This window comes from Pelagibacterium nitratireducens, assembly GCF_037044555.1.
Lineage (GTDB): Bacteria > Pseudomonadota > Alphaproteobacteria > Rhizobiales > Devosiaceae > Pelagibacterium > Pelagibacterium nitratireducens.
This window is the reverse complement of record NZ_CP146275.1, coordinates 2,837,548-2,852,548: the sequence shown is the minus strand read 5'-3', so window position 1 is coordinate 2,852,548 and position 15,001 is coordinate 2,837,548. Positions and strand designations below refer to the sequence as shown.

Below are 15,001 nucleotides of genomic sequence, written 5' to 3'. Positions count from 1 at the left end.
CTATCGCCGCCCGAACAGGCGCTCCAGATCGCCCTTCTTGAGTTCGATATAGGTCGGGCGCCCGTGGATGCACTGGCCCGAATGGGGCGTAGCTTCCATTTCGCGCAGCAACGCATTCATTTCGTCCGCCCGTAAACGTCGTCCCGAGCGGACTGATCCGTGGCAGGCCATCCGAGCGATGATCGCGTCCATACGTTCTTCGAGTACGGCCACATTGTCCCACTCAGCCAGTCCATCGGCAAGATCGCGCACGAGGCCCTCAATGTCGCTTTGGCCCAAAAGGGCAGGGGTTTCGTTGATCGCTACGGCTCCCGCTCCGAACCGTTCAAGATAAAGTCCGAGCTTTTCGAGCACTGGCGCGGCATCCTCGAGCCGCCCGCAATCTTCTTCCGGAAGGTCGATTACCACCGGGATCAACTGCCGCTGGCTGGCGACGGGCCCGTTGCGCAATTGGGTGCGAAACCGTTCATAGACCAGCCGCTCATGGGCTGCGTGTTGATCGATCAGCACCAGAGCGTCGCCATTCTGGGCAACGATGTAATTCTCAAAGACCTGTGCCCGTGCGACACCGAGAGGGAAGTCCTGCTGCTCCGCCGTCGGTCCTTCAATTGTCTCGTGCCGGGCGCTGGGGGCATCGAATTTGCGGATCTCCGCGGCCAGGCCTGGTGAAAAGTTGCTCTGCTGTCCCAGCAGGGGCGAGGGCGCCCTGTAGCCCGCTGAAGGGCCGGCCGGCTCGGCAAAACTGCTCGCCGGTTCGGTCCTGTCTTGCGGTGCCGGAGCTCGAAAACTGGCCAGAGCCGAATCCGACACGCTTGACGACGCACGAAAGCCCGCTGCCGTCAGCGCTTCGCCAATGGCCCGGATAACAGAGCCCCGTACCGCGCCCGGATCGCGAAACCGCAACTCGGCTTTGGTCGGGTGGACATTGACATCGACCTCACCAGGATCGATGGCAACGAACAGTGCAATGACCGGAAACCGGTCGCGGTGCAGAAAATCGGCATAGGCCGCCCGCACCGCCCCGAGCAGTACCTTGTCGCGCACCGAGCGTCCGTTGACAAAGTAGAACTGATTGAGTGTGTTTGCGCGCGAATAGGTCGGCAATCCTGCCAACCCACCGACCACAATCCCGCCGCGCGAAAATCCGATCTGCTGCGCGTTCTCGGGAAAATCCGCCCCGATGATCTGCGCCAGCCTGGCGTGGACGGCGTTTTCTCCGGTCTGCGCGGGCCAGTTGATCGGCTGTCGGTCGGTGCCCGATAAGACGAAATGCACCCCACGATGTGCCATGGCGAGGCGCTTGATGACGTCGGTTATCGCGCCGGTCTCTGCCCTGTCGGTCTTGAGGAATTTCAGCCGCGCAGGAATGTCGGCAAAGAGGTTCTTGACCTCGACTATGGTGCCGCGATTGATCGGATGCGGCACCGGACCGGACTTGACGCCGCGCTTGAGCGAGATCTTGAGCCCCGTTTCGGCGTCCTCTGTCCGCGAAGCTATCGAAAGATCGGATACCGACCCGATAGAAGCCAAAGCCTCGCCCCGGAACCCCAGCGTTCGGATATCGTCGAGCCCGTCACCCTTGAGTTTCGATGTCGCATGCCGCTCGACCGACAGCACGAGGTCGGCTTCGTCCATGCCGTGCCCGTCATCTTCAATGCGGATCAGGCTCTTTCCGCCCGCCGCAGTGGTAATGGCGATGCGTTTTGCTCCCGCATCGAGTGCATTTTCGACCAGTTCCTTGACCACACTGGCCGGCCGCTCGACGACTTCGCCGGCGGCAATCTTGTTGACCAGATCGTCTGGAAGCTGGCGGATGGCCATATGTGCTGATTCTCCTTCGTGGCCAGTCTAACGGGGCGGACAACAAGCGCCAAAGCTGATATGAGCGCCAGACCATGACCAAGCCCGACAATCCCATGGAAATTGCATTCGCGCTTGCCGCCGAGGCCGCCGCTGCCGGCGAAGTGCCGGTCGGCGCTGTCATCATGCGCGGTGGTCAAGTCTTGGCCACGGGCCGCAACACAATGCGGGAGCGTGCAGATCCGACAGCCCATGCCGAGTTCAACGCCATCCGTGCGGCGCTCGGCGCCGACGGCACGGGGCGTCTAGCCGATTGCGACCTCTATGTAACATTGGAACCGTGCACCATGTGCGCCGGCGCTATCGCCCATGTTAAATTGCGGCGGATTTACTACGCTGCGGAAGATCCCAAGGGCGGCGCGGTCGACAATGGCGTCCGGTTTTTCGACCAGCCCACCTGTCACCATTCACCAGAGGTTATCGGTGGCGTCGCCGCCAGCCGGGCTGCCGAGATGCTCAGGAAATTCTTCGCTGAGCGGCGATGAACCCCTCGATCTTTGCTGTGATCGCCCGCTTGAAGCGATCCTTCTCGGCCTCGCCGGCCTCAATGATTTCCCGTACGCGCCAATATTCGTGTGCGCCGATATTGACGTGGTGCGGCCGAAAATAAAGGTCCGGCGGATAGGCCGCGATCATGTTTGCAATCAATTGATGCATCATGATCTGGGCTGACCCGAACCCGATATCGATCATTGTCGGAATATAACCGTCCGGCCATACGTGCGGATCGCCATTGACGTCGATTCCGACCAGAATGTCGGTGCCTGCCGCCGCATGATCGAGGGGCAGCGGATTGACCACGCCGCCGTCGACAAGAACCGTTTTGTGATAGCTGACGGGCCGATAAAGGCTCGGAACGGCAAGCGATGCCGCTACCGCCGGCCTCAGCGCGCCCTCATGAAAGGCAACCTGGTGCCAGGACCGGAAATCGGTCGCAACGCAGGTAAACGGAATCTTGAGCCCCTGAAATGTTTCCGGCATGTCGTCAGGCGTGAATGTGTCGACCACCTGTACCGGATCGAGTTGAATCGAGATGCCTTCACGAAAAATCTTGGCCATGGAACGGACCTGGGTCGAGAGAAGGCGCCCGAACAGCCCGTTCATCGTGCCCAGCATTTCATACGATAGCTCGCGGATTTCGTGGCCCTTGAGCCCGGCCGCCCAGCCCGAGCCGATCAGCGCGCCGATCGATGTGCCGGCGATACGGTGCGGAACGAGCCCAAGTTCGTCCATCGCTTCGATAAAGGGAATATGGGCCAGTCCACGGGCCGCTCCGCCCCCCAGCGCAATCCCGATTCTGGGATCCCTTATCGTCCCCATGGTACGGGCCCTCCGGTTCTTCCCTCAGCCTAGTCTAGCCATATCGTATTGAGAAGAGATTGCTTCTAAAGCGCGCGCCATCCGATGTCGCGGCGACAAAACCCGTCCGGCCAGTCAATGGCTCCGAGTGCTGCATAGGCGCGCTTACGCGCTTCGTTCACACTCTCGCCAATCGCCGTGACATTGAGCACTCGTCCGCCATTGGCAAGCAGGGCATCTCCGTCTCGTACCGTTCCTGCATGAAAGACCTGAACGGTGTCGCTATCCAACCCGTCGGCATTCTTTATGACGGTATTTTTCTCGTAGGCGCCCGGATATCCGTTGGCCGCGAGGACCACCGTCAATGCGACGTGCCGCTTCCAGCGCGGCGAGACGTTGTCGAGCGTGCCATTTGCGGTGGCCTGGAGAATATCGAGCAGATCACTCTCGAGCAGCATCATCAACACCTGCGTTTCGGGATCGCCGAACCGCGTGTTGAATTCAATGAGCTTGGGGCCATCCTTGGTGATCATTAACCCGGTGAACAGAACCCCGGAAAACGGCGTTCCCCGCGCCGCCATGCCCTTGATGGCCGGAGCAATAATCTCGCGATAGGCGCGTTCGATCAACGCATCGGTCATCACCGGAGCCGGGGCGTAGGCGCCCATGCCGCCCGTATTGGGGCCCTTGTCTTCATCGAATGCGCGCTTGTGATCCTGCGCGGCGGGCAAGAGGATAGTATGTTCGCCATCGCAAATGGCAAAAAGGCTCGCTTCTTCGCCTACGAGATACTCTTCGATCACCACTTCAGCGCCTGCCGTACCGAATGCGCCGGAAAAGCAGTCGCGCACTGCCTCTCGCGCCTGTTCCGACGTCTCGGCCACCGTAACGCCCTTTCCGGCAGCCAGCCCATCGGCCTTGATAACGATTGGAGCGCCGTGCTGATCCAGATAGGCAAGCGCGGGTTCGAGCGTGTCGAATTTCCCATACGCCGCCGTGGGAATGCCCATTTCATCGCACAACGCCTTGGTAAAGGCCTTGGAGCCTTCGAGTTGGGCGGCGATCTTGGACGGGCCGAAAACGGCAATTCCGGCTGCGCGCAGATCGTCCGAAATTCCCGCGACCAGCGGTACTTCGGGGCCCACCACCACAAGGTCGATTTGCTCGCGCAACGAAAAATCGACAACAGCCGCGTGATTGGCCACATCGAGAGCGACATTTTCAGCAATGGTCTGGGTGCCGCCATTGCCCGGCGCGACAAACAGCTTTTCGAGCCGCTCCGATTGCGTCATCTTCCAGGCCAGCGCATGCTCGCGTCCACCCGATCCGATCAGCAACACCCGCATGGCTCACCCTCTTTGCCTTGAGTTTGGCGCCCCTCTATCATGAGCGATGACAACCCGCCACCCTTGACGGCGCCGCAAGGCTCGGTCACCAACGAGACCCATGAGCGATAATCAGTCCAACGCCTTCGAATTTACCGTTTCCGAAATCTCCCAGGCGGTCAAACGCACCGTCGAGGACCAGTTCGGCTATGTGCGGGTGCGCGGGGAAATCTCCGGCTTTCGCGGTCAGCACAGTTCGGGCCATTGCTATTTTACCCTGAAAGACGATGCCGCCGCCATGGATGCGGTGGTCTGGAAGGGCAGCTATTCGCGCCTTGCCTTCAAGCCACAGGAAGGGCTGGAGGTCATTGCAACCGGGCGGCTGACCACATATCCGCGCTCGTCAAAATATCAGATTGTCATTGAAAACATTGAGCCCGCCGGCGCTGGCGCGCTCATGGCACTGCTCGAGGAGCGGCGGAAAAAGTTCATTGCCGAGGGTCTGTTTGCGCCCGAACGCAAGAAGGAACTTCCCTATCTGCCGCGGGTGATCGGGGTTGTGACCTCTCCGACCGGTGCCGTGATCCGCGACATTCTGCACCGCCTCGATGATCGCTTTCCTTCCCACGTCATCGTCTGGCCGGTTCGGGTGCAAGGCGACACCTGTGCACCCGAAGTGACCGCCGCTATCGATGGCTTCAATGCGTTCTCGCCCGATGGCCCGGTCCCTCGGCCTGATCTTCTGATCGTCGCGCGCGGTGGTGGCTCGATCGAGGATCTTTGGGGTTTCAACGAGGAGAGTGTGGTCCGTGCCGTCGCGCGCTCGGAAATCCCGGTCATATCGGCCGTCGGGCATGAAACAGATATCACGCTTATTGATTATGTTGCCGACAGGCGTGCGCCCACGCCCACGGGCGCGGCCGAAATGGCCGTGCCGGTGCGTGGCGAATTGATCGCCTATGTCGAAGATCTCGGTTCGCGCCAGCGTATGGCCGCACGCCGCATCGCGGCCAATCTCAAAGACCGTCTCCGGGCCGCGTCGGCTGGACTGCCGCGGGCCGCTGACCTGGTGTCCACCCAGCGCCAGCGCCTCGATATGGCAACGGCAAGATTGAGCTCTGGCTTGCGTGCCGCTCAGCACACCAAGGCCATGGATCACCAGCGCGTTGCTGGGCGGCTTGCCATCGGTCTGCTGCGCCAGAGGCTCGATGCCGCCGCCAATCGGCTGCAAACCGCGAGCACGCGCGGGCGCCATGGCTTGCAGACAAGGGCAGGGCGTGCGCGGGTGGCGTTTTCGCCCATCGCCAGCCGTTTGCGCCCGGGTCTTTTGACGACACCGATCGCTCAGGGACGCCGCCATCTCGATGCAATCTCCAACCGCATGGATCCGGCCTTCATCCGCATCGCGGAGACCCGAAGGGCCAGGCTCGACGGGCTGTCTAAGTTGCTGTCGTCGGTCAGCTATCATCAGGTGCTGGCCCGGGGGTTCGCTCTCGTCACCGATGCCGGCGGCAATCTCGTGCGTGCGTCCGATGACGTCAAACCCGGTGATGCACTGACAATTGACGTGGCGCAGGGCTCGATTGCTGCAACCGTTTCCGGTGCGCCCCCGATTCCGCGCAGGAAGCCGCGCTCGGAAGACGGCGGTGGCGAACAGGAAAGTCTGTTTTGACCGCCATCCCAAAGCCCGCTAAACAAGGCGCAGAGGAAAGCCGCTCATGAACATTCTCGATTCCGGTTTTGCGCCGTCCGAAGCCAAGATACGCTATCTCGATGCCGACTATGTCGTCGTCAAGCCGGGCACCTTCGTGCGCTGCGCGATCACCAACGCGCCCATCCCTATCGAGGATCTGGCCTATTGGAGTGTGGACAGGCAGGAGGCTTACGTCGACGCACAGGCGGCCTTTACGGCCTACCAACGGTCCATCGGCGAGAAATAGCGCGCTTTCAGCTGGGTTGGGCCGGATCCAGCAGCTTGTGCATGTGCACGATGAAATAGCGCATCTCGGCATTATCCACGGTCATCTGCGCCTTCTGTTTCCAGACCGCATAGGCCGAAGCATAATTGGGATAGACACCCACGATATCGACTTCATCGAGATTTTTGAACTCGACGCCCTCCAGAGCGGACATCTCTCCGCCGATGACGAGGTGGAGCAATTGTTTGGCCGGTGCTTCGCTCATGCCTTAAGCCTGTGGTTCTGGATTGTCGGAATCGGGTTGCGGGCAGCCATAAACGACGCGCAAGGCATCGCACAAGGGCGATAATAGTGAAATGTCGGCCGTCGCGGCAAGCGCCGCGTGGCGCGTATCGGCGCCGTTGTAGCGCGGGGTGCCCAGACAGACGTCCTCAAACCGCGCGCCTGCTTCCGAAAGGATGATGTCGGCGCCCGCGATATCCCAATCCTGGGCACCGCGCCGTGCAACCGCCGCATCGAGTTTGCCGGCGGCCACTTGCACCAGCCGGTAGGCAAGAGAAGGATAGGCCGGGCCTTTTGTATAGCTCAGCCCGAGGGTGGCGAGTTCGTGATGCACAGCGGCCGGTGCCGGAATGAGGGGAGATTCCGAACGCGCGTGCTCGGCTTGCAATGGCACGTCGTTGCACGTCGCCCCCAGGCCCAGCCCGCCCACATACATCTCATCGCGCGCCGGCGCATAGACGACACCGGCGACCGCGACTCCGTCTTCGACAACGGCCAGCGAAATCGTCCAGCTGTCTTCCCCGCGTATATATCCGCGCGTCCCGTCGATGGGATCGACGATGAAAATGCGTCGATGTTCAAGGCGAGCAGGGGAGTCTGCGGTTTCCTCGCTAAGCCACCCGTAATCGGGGCGCGCGGCCCGCAGGGCGCCGGACAGAAAATTGTCGACCGCGATATCGGCTTCCGAAACGGGAGATGTGATATTTTTTGTCCAGGTTCGCATGTCGGTTCTGAAAAAACCGAGCGCGATGATCCCCGCATGGACCGCTGCCGATTTAAGCAGCTTGATGTCGTCTTTAATGCCCTGGGGGACAGTGGTGGGCATGCCCACTCCCAAACCGATCAGTGTCACGCGCCCTCCGCTGGCGCGGGCGGCACTTTGCGCCCTTGTTAGGCTGATAATCGGGTGCGCGCAAGCGGTGCGGTTAATCGCTTCTTACACAGGGTGAGATTCCGCTAACCCATTTTCACACAAGAGAAACTTAACCCCGTTTTTTAAGCCGATGATGAGAGCGCCGCGCTAGATTGGCTCCAACGAAAAGAGAGCACCAAAACAAAAAGCTCTCGGAAGTTGACAGGAAGGCTCACAATGGTTTTCGGCATGATCGTCGATGGGTTTCCATCGACTCTGTTGCAAGGCGCGGTCTATCCGCGGCATCGGGTTCATAGCGCAGCCAATGATAATGGCCGGCGCGACGACATGATGACCGTGACCGTGCGGCGCAAACTCGACAAGAGTGGCGTCACGGTCAAGATCAAGGTTCCCGTTGCCGAATATGTCGGCGTTGCCGTCTCCACCCGGATCACCGACGAGGGCAATCTCTCGAGCGCAATTGAACTGATCCATTCAAATGACGACCTCAATTACCGGGTCTTTGAGGAAGAAGGCAATTCCAACGTCGTGGCCGAATGGCAGAACTGGGGCCGCAAACTGCGGCTGCCCCTCTACATCCGCTCTGGCGATGGTGCGCTTGTTGCCTACTCCCAGCAGATCGACGGCGTCATGGTTGGCAATTCAAACGGCCGACGCATGCTCTCGGCAGAAGCCGAACGTCGCACTCGTTTCGCCCGCCGTCGCAAGCCCGGTGAAAAGCAGGCCTGATCGTACTCCCTGCGACCTCTGAAAGCAGATACCGCCCCGCCACTGGCGGGGCGTTTGCATTTGGTGCCTAGAATAGCCCCTCAATAACGAATGCCGCTGTCAGAGCAGCGCCCAGCCAATGGTTGGATTTAAACAGCATCAGGCTGCGCGCGCCATTGGTGCGCTGGATGGTCGCCACCTGCCAGGCCAGCATAGCCACTGTCAAAAGGAACAGGACGAAGAACACAAGTCCAGCGCCCACCATCAGTGCCGCAACGCTCCATAGGACCGCTGCCAATGCATAAAATGCCGCAACGAACGGCTTGACGTCAGAACCGACCAGCCGTGCAGTCGATTTCACCCCGATTAGCGCATCGTCTTCGACATCCTGCAGCGCATAGATGGTGTCGTATCCGATGGTCCAGGCGATGCATCCCAGATAGAGGACCAGCGCGGGCCAGGCCAGAGCCCCCGTTTCCGTGGCCCAGCCCAGCAGGGCGCCCCACGAAAAGGCCAGCCCGAGAAAAAGCTGTGGCCAGTACGTGACACGCTTCATGAACGGATAGATCGCCACCAGCACCAGCGAGGCGATACCGAGGAGAATGGCAAATCCATTGAACTGGACCAGCACCGCAAGCCCGACCAGCGATTGCGCGACCAGCCAGATTGCCGCCTGCTTCACGCTAACCTGCCCGGACGGAATGGGCCGTGACCGCGTTCGGGCCACCTTGTCGTCGATGTCCCGATCGACAATGTCGTTGAACGTGCAACCGGCACCCCGCATGGCAATGGCGCCGATGAAAAACAGGACCAGATGCCACCAGTTGAAAGCGCTGTCTTTGGCGACACTGACCAGTCCCAAGGCGTAGGCGCATGGCCAGAACAGAAGCTGGTAGCCTATCGGTCGGTCGAGCCGCGACATGCGCAGATAGGGCTTGGCGTAGGCTGGTGCATAACGGTCGACCCAATTGCCTTTCGGAGCATCGGCGACAGAGCCCGGAGTGTTCTCGTGCATGGATAGCCTTTTGTGCCGCATCATTGTCTGGCAAAAAGGCTCTAACCGCTCACAAGCTCAAGTCAACCGCCCCATGCCGCGTACCCATAAGACCCTGCCGCGCCTCTATGTCGAAACCCCGCTGTCGAACGGCGCCGAAATTGACCTCGACAAAGACCAGACCAACCATCTGGTGAACGTCTTGCGCAGGGCCCCGGGAGACAATTGCATTGTCTTCAATGGTCAGGACGGCGCCTTTCTTGCCGAGATCGTGCAGGTCGCCAAGAAACTGGTGTCGCTGCGTCTGATCGAGCGAAGCGCCCAACAAACTCCGGCCAACGATCTCTGGTTCGGTTTTGCACCGATCAAGCGTCTAGACTACGAGATCCAGAAGGCAACCGAGATGGGCGCCGGCAAGCTCCAGCCGGTCATCACCCGCTATGTGCAAAATGCCCGCCTGAACCCCGATAAGCTCAAAGCCCATGCCATTGAGGCGGCTCAGCAATGCGAGGTGCTCAGCGTACCCGAGATTTCGCCCGAGATCAGTTTCGACAAACTTCTGGCCAGTTGGCGCGATATCCATGCCGACCGCATTCTGATCTTTTGCGATGAGGCGGCCGCTTCGGCTTCCCCGGTCGAAACGCTCAACCGGCTAAAAGGAAGGCGATTGGGGCTATTGATCGGCCCGGAGGGCGGATTTTCCGAGAAGGAGCGCGAAACATTGCTTGAACGCGATTTTGTGGTGCCGATCAGCCTGGGACCGAGAATCCTGCGCGCCGACACGGCGGCAGTGGCCGCGCTGGCCCTGATTCAGGCCGTAGCCGGTGACTGGTAGATTTATCGTAAGATGACGATAAAGGGTATTGATCTGAAATCAGCGCCCGCTATTGTCGCCGCACTGGCATGGGACCATGCCCTTATTTCTTGAGGTATTCTATGGCCGACACGCCTTCGCCCACGATCGAATCCAAAAGCCAGTTGATCGAGGCGATTTCGCGCGGCAACAAGCCAAAGTCCGATTGGCGGATCGGAACCGAGCACGAGAAATTCACTTTCTATCGCGACGACCATCGGCCCGTCCCCTATGAGGGCGAGCGTGGCATCGGAGCGCTGCTCGACAAGGTGCAGGCTGAAACCGCATGGCTTCCCTATTATGATCGCGACAAGGTAATCGGCCTCAACAACCCCTTGGGCGGCGGCGCGATTTCGCTCGAACCTGGCGGGCAATTCGAGCTTTCCGGTGCGCCGTTGGAAACCATCCACCAGACTTGCACCGAGGCCAATGAGCACCTGAAACTCTTGCGCAAATTCACCGATCCGATGGGTATCGACTTCCTCGGTCTTGGCGTAACGCCCACATGGACGCTCGATGAAATACCCGTCATGCCCAAGAGCCGGTATGGCATCATGAAACCCTATATGGAAAAGGTCGGCACGCTCGGCACCTCCATGATGTTCCGCTCGGCCACCGTGCAGGTCAACCTCGATTTCGCGTCCGAGGCGGATATGGTGAGGAAGATGCGGGTTAGCCTGGCGCTGCAGCCTTTGGCGACGGCGTTGTTTGCCAATTCGCCATTCCTTGAGGGCAAACCGAACGGCCTTCTCTCATTCCGCTCCCATATCTGGCTCAACACCGACAAGGATCGTACCGGCATGATGCCGTTTGCGTTCGAGGACGGCATGAGCTTTGAGCGCTATGTCGATTATGCGCTCGATGTGCCGATGTATTTCGTCATCCGTAAGGGGGAATACGTCAATTGCGCCGGCGAAAGTTTCCGCGCCTTCCTTGATGGCAAGCTCCCGCAATTGCCGGGTGAACTTCCAACCATCAAGGATTGGGAAGACCATCTGTCCACCCTTTTTCCCGAAGTGCGCATGAAACAGTTCCTCGAAATGCGCGGCGCCGATGGGGCACCCTGGCAGGGCATATGTGCGCTTCCCGCCTTTTGGGTCGGGCTGCTCTACGATCAGACTGCACTCGATGCGGCCTGGGATCTGGTCAGGGACTGGACCGACGAGGAGCGCCAGAGGCTGCGCGACGAGGTCCCGCGTCTGGGGCTCAAGACGCCGTTCCGAAATGGTACCCTGTTCGATATCGCCAAACAGGCGTTGGCGATTGCGCGATCCGGGCTCAAGGCCCGCAACAAACTCAATTGGGAAGGGGCCGACGAAACCGTGTTCCTCAAGCCCCTCGATTACACGATCGAGACCGGCAAGACGCCTGCAGAGCGCCTCTTGGACCTCTATCGCGGCGAGTGGAACGGCGATATCAGCCGTGCCTTTTCCGACTACGGCATGGCCCGCCACGCCGCCTGAACTACTTTGTCTGCGCTTTGAACACCCGTGCGCCAAACCAGGCGCCGATCAGAACGAAAATCAGCGCGATGGCAAAACCGAGCAACGTTTCCGGGGCAAGGATTTCGCCGCGATAGACGGTGCGCAGTCCATCAACGACATGTTTGATCGGGTTGAAATCGGAGGCGATCTGCAACCAGCCCGGAGCCAGCGTCATGGGCAGCAAGATGCCCGAGAGCAGCAGGATGGGCAGCGCAAACATGTTGATGAGTGGGGCAAAGGCATTCTCGCTTTTGAGCGAGAGCGCCGCTCCATAAGAGATGGCTGAAAACGCGGCGCCCAGAAGCCCCACCAGCATAAGCCCCAGGATGATGACCTCAAGCGGCGCGCGCAAGCCCATCAGCGTCGCGGCAGCCACCAGAATGGCGCCCTGCACCATGACCATCAGCGTATCGTGCAGTACGCGCCCGCCGATCAATGACCACCGGCTGGCCGGAGTGACGAGCATCCGGTCGATGACCCCGGACCGCCATTCGGCAATGATTCCGAAGCCCACGAACGAAGCACCGAAAATGCCGAGTTGGACCAGCAGTCCCGGTACGAAAACAGCCCAGGCGTCACCTGGCGGAAAGCCCGGCGTCGCCGCAACCTGCTCGAGCAAAGGCCCGAACAGGGTGAGATAGAGAATCGGCTGAAGAATGGAAATGGCCATCCATGTCGGGTTGGCCAGCGACAGGCGAAGCTGGCGTTGGAAGACGACAAGGGTCTCGTTTAAGTAGCGCATTGCCGCGGTCTCCCTTACGCCGCTTCGCGCAGCGAGCGCCCGGTGAGGGTCAGAAATACATCGTCGAGGGTAGGGCGCTTGAGCTCCACGCCGATGATCTCGACGCCCTTGTGGTCGAGTTCACGCAAGAGGCGCGGCAATACCGAACCGCCCTCGGGCACATGCAGGCTGACCGTGCACCCTTCGATGGTCGGAGTGTCGGCCCCTTCAAGCTGTGCGGCCAGTTCGGCCGCGACGGCAACATGGGTCTCTTCGGCCACTGTTATGCTCACCATGTCGCCGGAAAACTTCTTCTTGAGCTCGGCCTGCGTGCCTTCGGCGACGATTTCGCCGTGATCCATGACGAGGATGCGGTCACAGAGCTGGTCGGCCTCGTCCATATAATGGGTGGTGATAAACACGGTGGTGCCCATCTCATCGCGCAATTTGCTGATGTGGCCCCATAAATTGGCGCGACTCTGCGGGTCCAGTCCGGTAGAGGGTTCGTCGAGAAACACCAGCATCGGCTCGTTGATCAGGCCCATGACGATATCGAGTCGCCGCCGCTGCCCGCCTGAAAGCGCGTTGCATTTGCGATCCCAGATACCCTCGAGGTCGAGGGCCTTGAGCAGCGCCTTGCCCCGTTCAATCGCCGTTTTCCTGTCGATGCCGTAGAGCCGCGCATGGTCGACGATCTCGTTGCCCGCCAATGCATCGCCCAGTGTGCTGCCTGACTGCGAAACATAACCGATACGCCGCCGCACGCCTTCGGAATCGGCGCGCAGATCGCAACCGGCAACGGTGCCCGATCCGTCCGTGGGTTCGAGTAGCGTGCACAACATCTTGAGCGTTGTTGTCTTGCCGGCGCCATTTGGCCCGAGAAAACCGACAATCTCGCCCCGCTTGACCGTAAGATCGACGCCGCGAACTGCGTTGATTTCCGATTTCCCTGTCTTGTAAACCCGCTTCAGCCCGTATGCTGAAATCATCGTCTCCGGAAACTCTGTCATCATTTTTAGCTGGCCCATGGAGATAACTTGATATATAATTATCTTAGCGATCAAGATAATGGAGTGTCAAGCCGGATGTCGATTGGAGGGCGTCTCTCTCAGGCCGTGCGATTGGACCAGGTGGCCAATGCGCGCTTCGATGAAGTCATGAACCGGTTCCTCGGCATCAACCGGACCGACGGACGCTGCCTCGATTTGATCGACCAGAACCAGCGAATGACGGCCGGTCAACTGGCCGAGCAGGCGGGCCTGACCACGGGGGCCGTGACGGCCCTCATCGACCGTCTGGAAACGGCCGGATATATTGTGCGAAAGCGCGACGAAGCCGACCGGCGCAAGATCTGGGTCGAGCTGACTCCGTTCACCAGAACGATTGTCGCGCGGATATTCGGGCAGTTCGCAGAGATTGGCGCCCTGATGACCTCGGGATTTTCCGAGGCCGAGCTTGAGGCGGTTTTGCGCTACCTGGCCATAAGCACCGCGGTAAACAACGAGCGCGCCCGCCTGCTCGAACTCCACCTGCCGGCCGCCAATGCCGCTCCGGAGGATCGACTGGTGGAAGCCCGCGCCTTTGAGCGTGACACAAGGGCAATGACGGCCACTATTCGCGCTGCGCGGCACAAGGGAATCGATGTATCCCCGGACCTGTTCGAGGACTGATCGGCTACTCGGCGGCCGATGGTTCGGCTGTCGCTTCGTCGCGTGCGTAAAAAGAGCCGGGAAGGTTTCCCATGCTTTCCACGATATGGGTCGCCAGGGCGTCGTAAATTCCGCCATAGGCATGGGATGCACGCAACAGAGCGATTTGCGCCTCGTTGAGGCGCGGCAGGCCCTGTTCCTGTGAAATCACTCGCATCCCCGGCTGCAATGCACTTTCGGGCAGAAATCCGACAGCGAGATCCGAGAGGACCGCCGACGAAATCGCCGTGGCGTTAGAGGAGGTATAGGCAATGCGGAAATCGCGGTTGATGCGGTTGAGCGCCTCGACGGCATCGGCCCGCCATGTGCAGTAGGACGGACCGCAAGCCAGAGGCAGGGGATCGGACGCCAGCGCGCGACCGCCATGGCTTGCCACCCAGTACATCTTTTCAGTCCGGAACAATTCGCCGAATTCATGCATGGTCCCTTGCGTGAAAACGATGATGTCGTACCGGCCCGACCGCATACCGGCCAAAAGCTCCTCGGAGGGCTGGCAGCGCACGTCGACGGTAATGCGCGGATGGGTGCGCTGAAAGCTCGACAGGATCACCGGCAAGAGCTTGACCGCATAATCGTCAGGCACGCCAAAGCGGATATTACCCACCAGATCGTCCTTGGAGAACATGTCGACGATCTCGGCGTTGATCTTGAGCATGCGACGGGCGCGGGCATAAAGCGCCTCGCCCTCCGTGGTCAGCGAAACCTTGCGTCCGTCGCGCAGAAACAAGGGCTGTCCCAGCCGCTCTTCGAGCCGCTTGATCTGCATCGAAACCGCCGATTGCGTCTTGTATACCCGCCGCGCAGCCTCGGTGAAGCTGCCGCAATCGGCAATGGCGCAGAAGGTCTGCAACTGATCCAGATCGAGGGGGCTGACCATCGCCAAATCCATCACAAAAATTGATCGTGAGAATGAAATCTATTTGTTTGAATAATGGAGGGCAAGCCCCTATCTACCGGTCAGACACAAGCCTCC

The 15,001-nt window shown here is 60.2% G+C and carries 16 protein-coding genes; 7 read left to right on the top strand and 9 right to left on the bottom strand.

Features of this window, described 5'->3' with window-relative positions; all coding sequences use genetic code 11:
* Positions 1–1,821: a DNA mismatch repair endonuclease MutL gene (gene mutL, locus V6617_RS14100; RefSeq protein WP_338607595.1), complete on the bottom strand. Its 1,821-nt coding sequence runs from the start codon at positions 1,819–1,821 to the stop codon at positions 1–3.
* A gap of 74 nt (positions 1,822–1,895) precedes the next feature.
* Here mutL and V6617_RS14095 point away from each other — a divergent pair, with 74 nt between their 5' ends.
* Positions 1,896–2,345: a nucleoside deaminase gene (locus V6617_RS14095; protein WP_338607594.1), complete on the top strand. Its 450-nt coding sequence runs from the start codon at positions 1,896–1,898 to the stop codon at positions 2,343–2,345.
* Here V6617_RS14095 and V6617_RS14090 read toward each other — a convergent pair.
* Together V6617_RS14090 and purD are read right to left on the bottom strand one after the other, a co-directional pair.
* Positions 2,317–3,180, bottom strand: coding sequence for a patatin-like phospholipase family protein (locus tag V6617_RS14090; protein WP_338607593.1), 864 nt, complete (start codon positions 3,178–3,180; stop codon positions 2,317–2,319). The genes V6617_RS14095 and V6617_RS14090 overlap by 29 nt on opposite strands.
* A gap of 65 nt (positions 3,181–3,245) precedes the next feature.
* Positions 3,246–4,505 carry a phosphoribosylamine--glycine ligase gene (gene purD, locus V6617_RS14085; RefSeq protein WP_338607592.1) on the bottom strand — a complete coding sequence of 420 codons (1,260 nt, stop codon included), beginning with the start codon at positions 4,503–4,505 and terminating at the stop codon, positions 3,246–3,248.
* 100 nt (positions 4,506–4,605) lie between these two features.
* Between purD and xseA the strand changes: the two genes are divergently transcribed.
* Both xseA and V6617_RS14075 read left to right on the top strand, forming a co-directional pair.
* Positions 4,606–6,156, top strand: coding sequence for an exodeoxyribonuclease VII large subunit (gene xseA, locus V6617_RS14080; protein WP_338607591.1), 1,551 nt, complete (start codon positions 4,606–4,608; stop codon positions 6,154–6,156).
* A gap of 46 nt (positions 6,157–6,202) precedes the next feature.
* Positions 6,203–6,424: a DUF2093 domain-containing protein gene (locus V6617_RS14075; RefSeq protein WP_338607590.1), complete on the top strand. Its 222-nt coding sequence runs from the start codon at positions 6,203–6,205 to the stop codon at positions 6,422–6,424.
* Positions 6,425–6,431: 7 nt separating this feature from the next.
* Here V6617_RS14075 and V6617_RS14070 read toward each other — a convergent pair whose 3' ends face one another.
* A complete protein-coding gene (locus tag V6617_RS14070) occupies positions 6,432–6,668 on the bottom strand; it encodes a DUF4170 domain-containing protein (protein WP_338607589.1) in 237 nt (78 codons plus the stop codon).
* A 3-nt stretch (positions 6,669–6,671) separates the two neighbouring features.
* Positions 6,672–7,511 carry a 3'(2'),5'-bisphosphate nucleotidase CysQ gene (locus V6617_RS14065; protein ID WP_338607588.1) on the bottom strand — a complete coding sequence of 280 codons (840 nt, stop codon included), beginning with the start codon at positions 7,509–7,511 and terminating at the stop codon, positions 6,672–6,674.
* A gap of 264 nt (positions 7,512–7,775) precedes the next feature.
* On the opposite strand from V6617_RS14065, the gene V6617_RS14060 reads away from it, so the two are divergent.
* A complete protein-coding gene (locus V6617_RS14060; protein WP_338607587.1) occupies positions 7,776–8,288 on the top strand; it encodes a DUF6101 family protein in 513 nt (170 codons plus the stop codon).
* A gap of 67 nt (positions 8,289–8,355) precedes the next feature.
* Here V6617_RS14060 and ubiA read toward each other — a convergent pair whose 3' ends face one another.
* On the bottom strand, positions 8,356–9,282 hold the full coding sequence (gene ubiA, locus V6617_RS14055) for a 4-hydroxybenzoate octaprenyltransferase (protein WP_338607586.1): 927 nt from the start codon (positions 9,280–9,282) through the stop codon (positions 8,356–8,358).
* Positions 9,283–9,355: 73 nt separating this feature from the next.
* Between ubiA and V6617_RS14050 the strand changes: the two genes are divergently transcribed.
* A complete protein-coding gene (locus V6617_RS14050; protein ID WP_338607585.1) occupies positions 9,356–10,096 on the top strand; it encodes a 16S rRNA (uracil(1498)-N(3))-methyltransferase in 741 nt (246 codons plus the stop codon).
* A 101-nt stretch (positions 10,097–10,197) separates the two neighbouring features.
* Positions 10,198–11,577, top strand: coding sequence for a glutamate--cysteine ligase (locus V6617_RS14045; protein WP_338607584.1), 1,380 nt, complete (start codon positions 10,198–10,200; stop codon positions 11,575–11,577).
* A 1-nt stretch (position 11,578) separates the two neighbouring features.
* On the opposite strand, the gene V6617_RS14040 is transcribed toward V6617_RS14045, so the two are convergent.
* Positions 11,579–12,340, bottom strand: a complete 762-nt coding sequence (locus tag V6617_RS14040; RefSeq protein WP_338607583.1) for an ABC transporter permease — start codon at positions 12,338–12,340, stop codon at positions 11,579–11,581.
* A 14-nt stretch (positions 12,341–12,354) separates the two neighbouring features.
* A complete protein-coding gene (locus V6617_RS14035) occupies positions 12,355–13,308 on the bottom strand; it encodes an ATP-binding cassette domain-containing protein (RefSeq protein WP_338607582.1) in 954 nt (317 codons plus the stop codon).
* Between the two features lie 96 nt (positions 13,309–13,404).
* Between V6617_RS14035 and V6617_RS14030 the strand changes: the two genes are divergently transcribed.
* Positions 13,405–13,989 (top strand): MarR family transcriptional regulator, encoded by a 585-nt coding sequence (locus tag V6617_RS14030; protein ID WP_338607581.1) that lies wholly within the window; start codon positions 13,405–13,407, stop codon positions 13,987–13,989.
* Positions 13,990–13,993: 4 nt separating this feature from the next.
* On the opposite strand, the gene V6617_RS14025 is transcribed toward V6617_RS14030, so the two are convergent.
* Positions 13,994–14,905 (bottom strand): LysR family transcriptional regulator, encoded by a 912-nt coding sequence (locus tag V6617_RS14025; protein WP_338607580.1) that lies wholly within the window; start codon positions 14,903–14,905, stop codon positions 13,994–13,996.
* Positions 14,906–15,001: the final 96 nt, after the last annotated feature.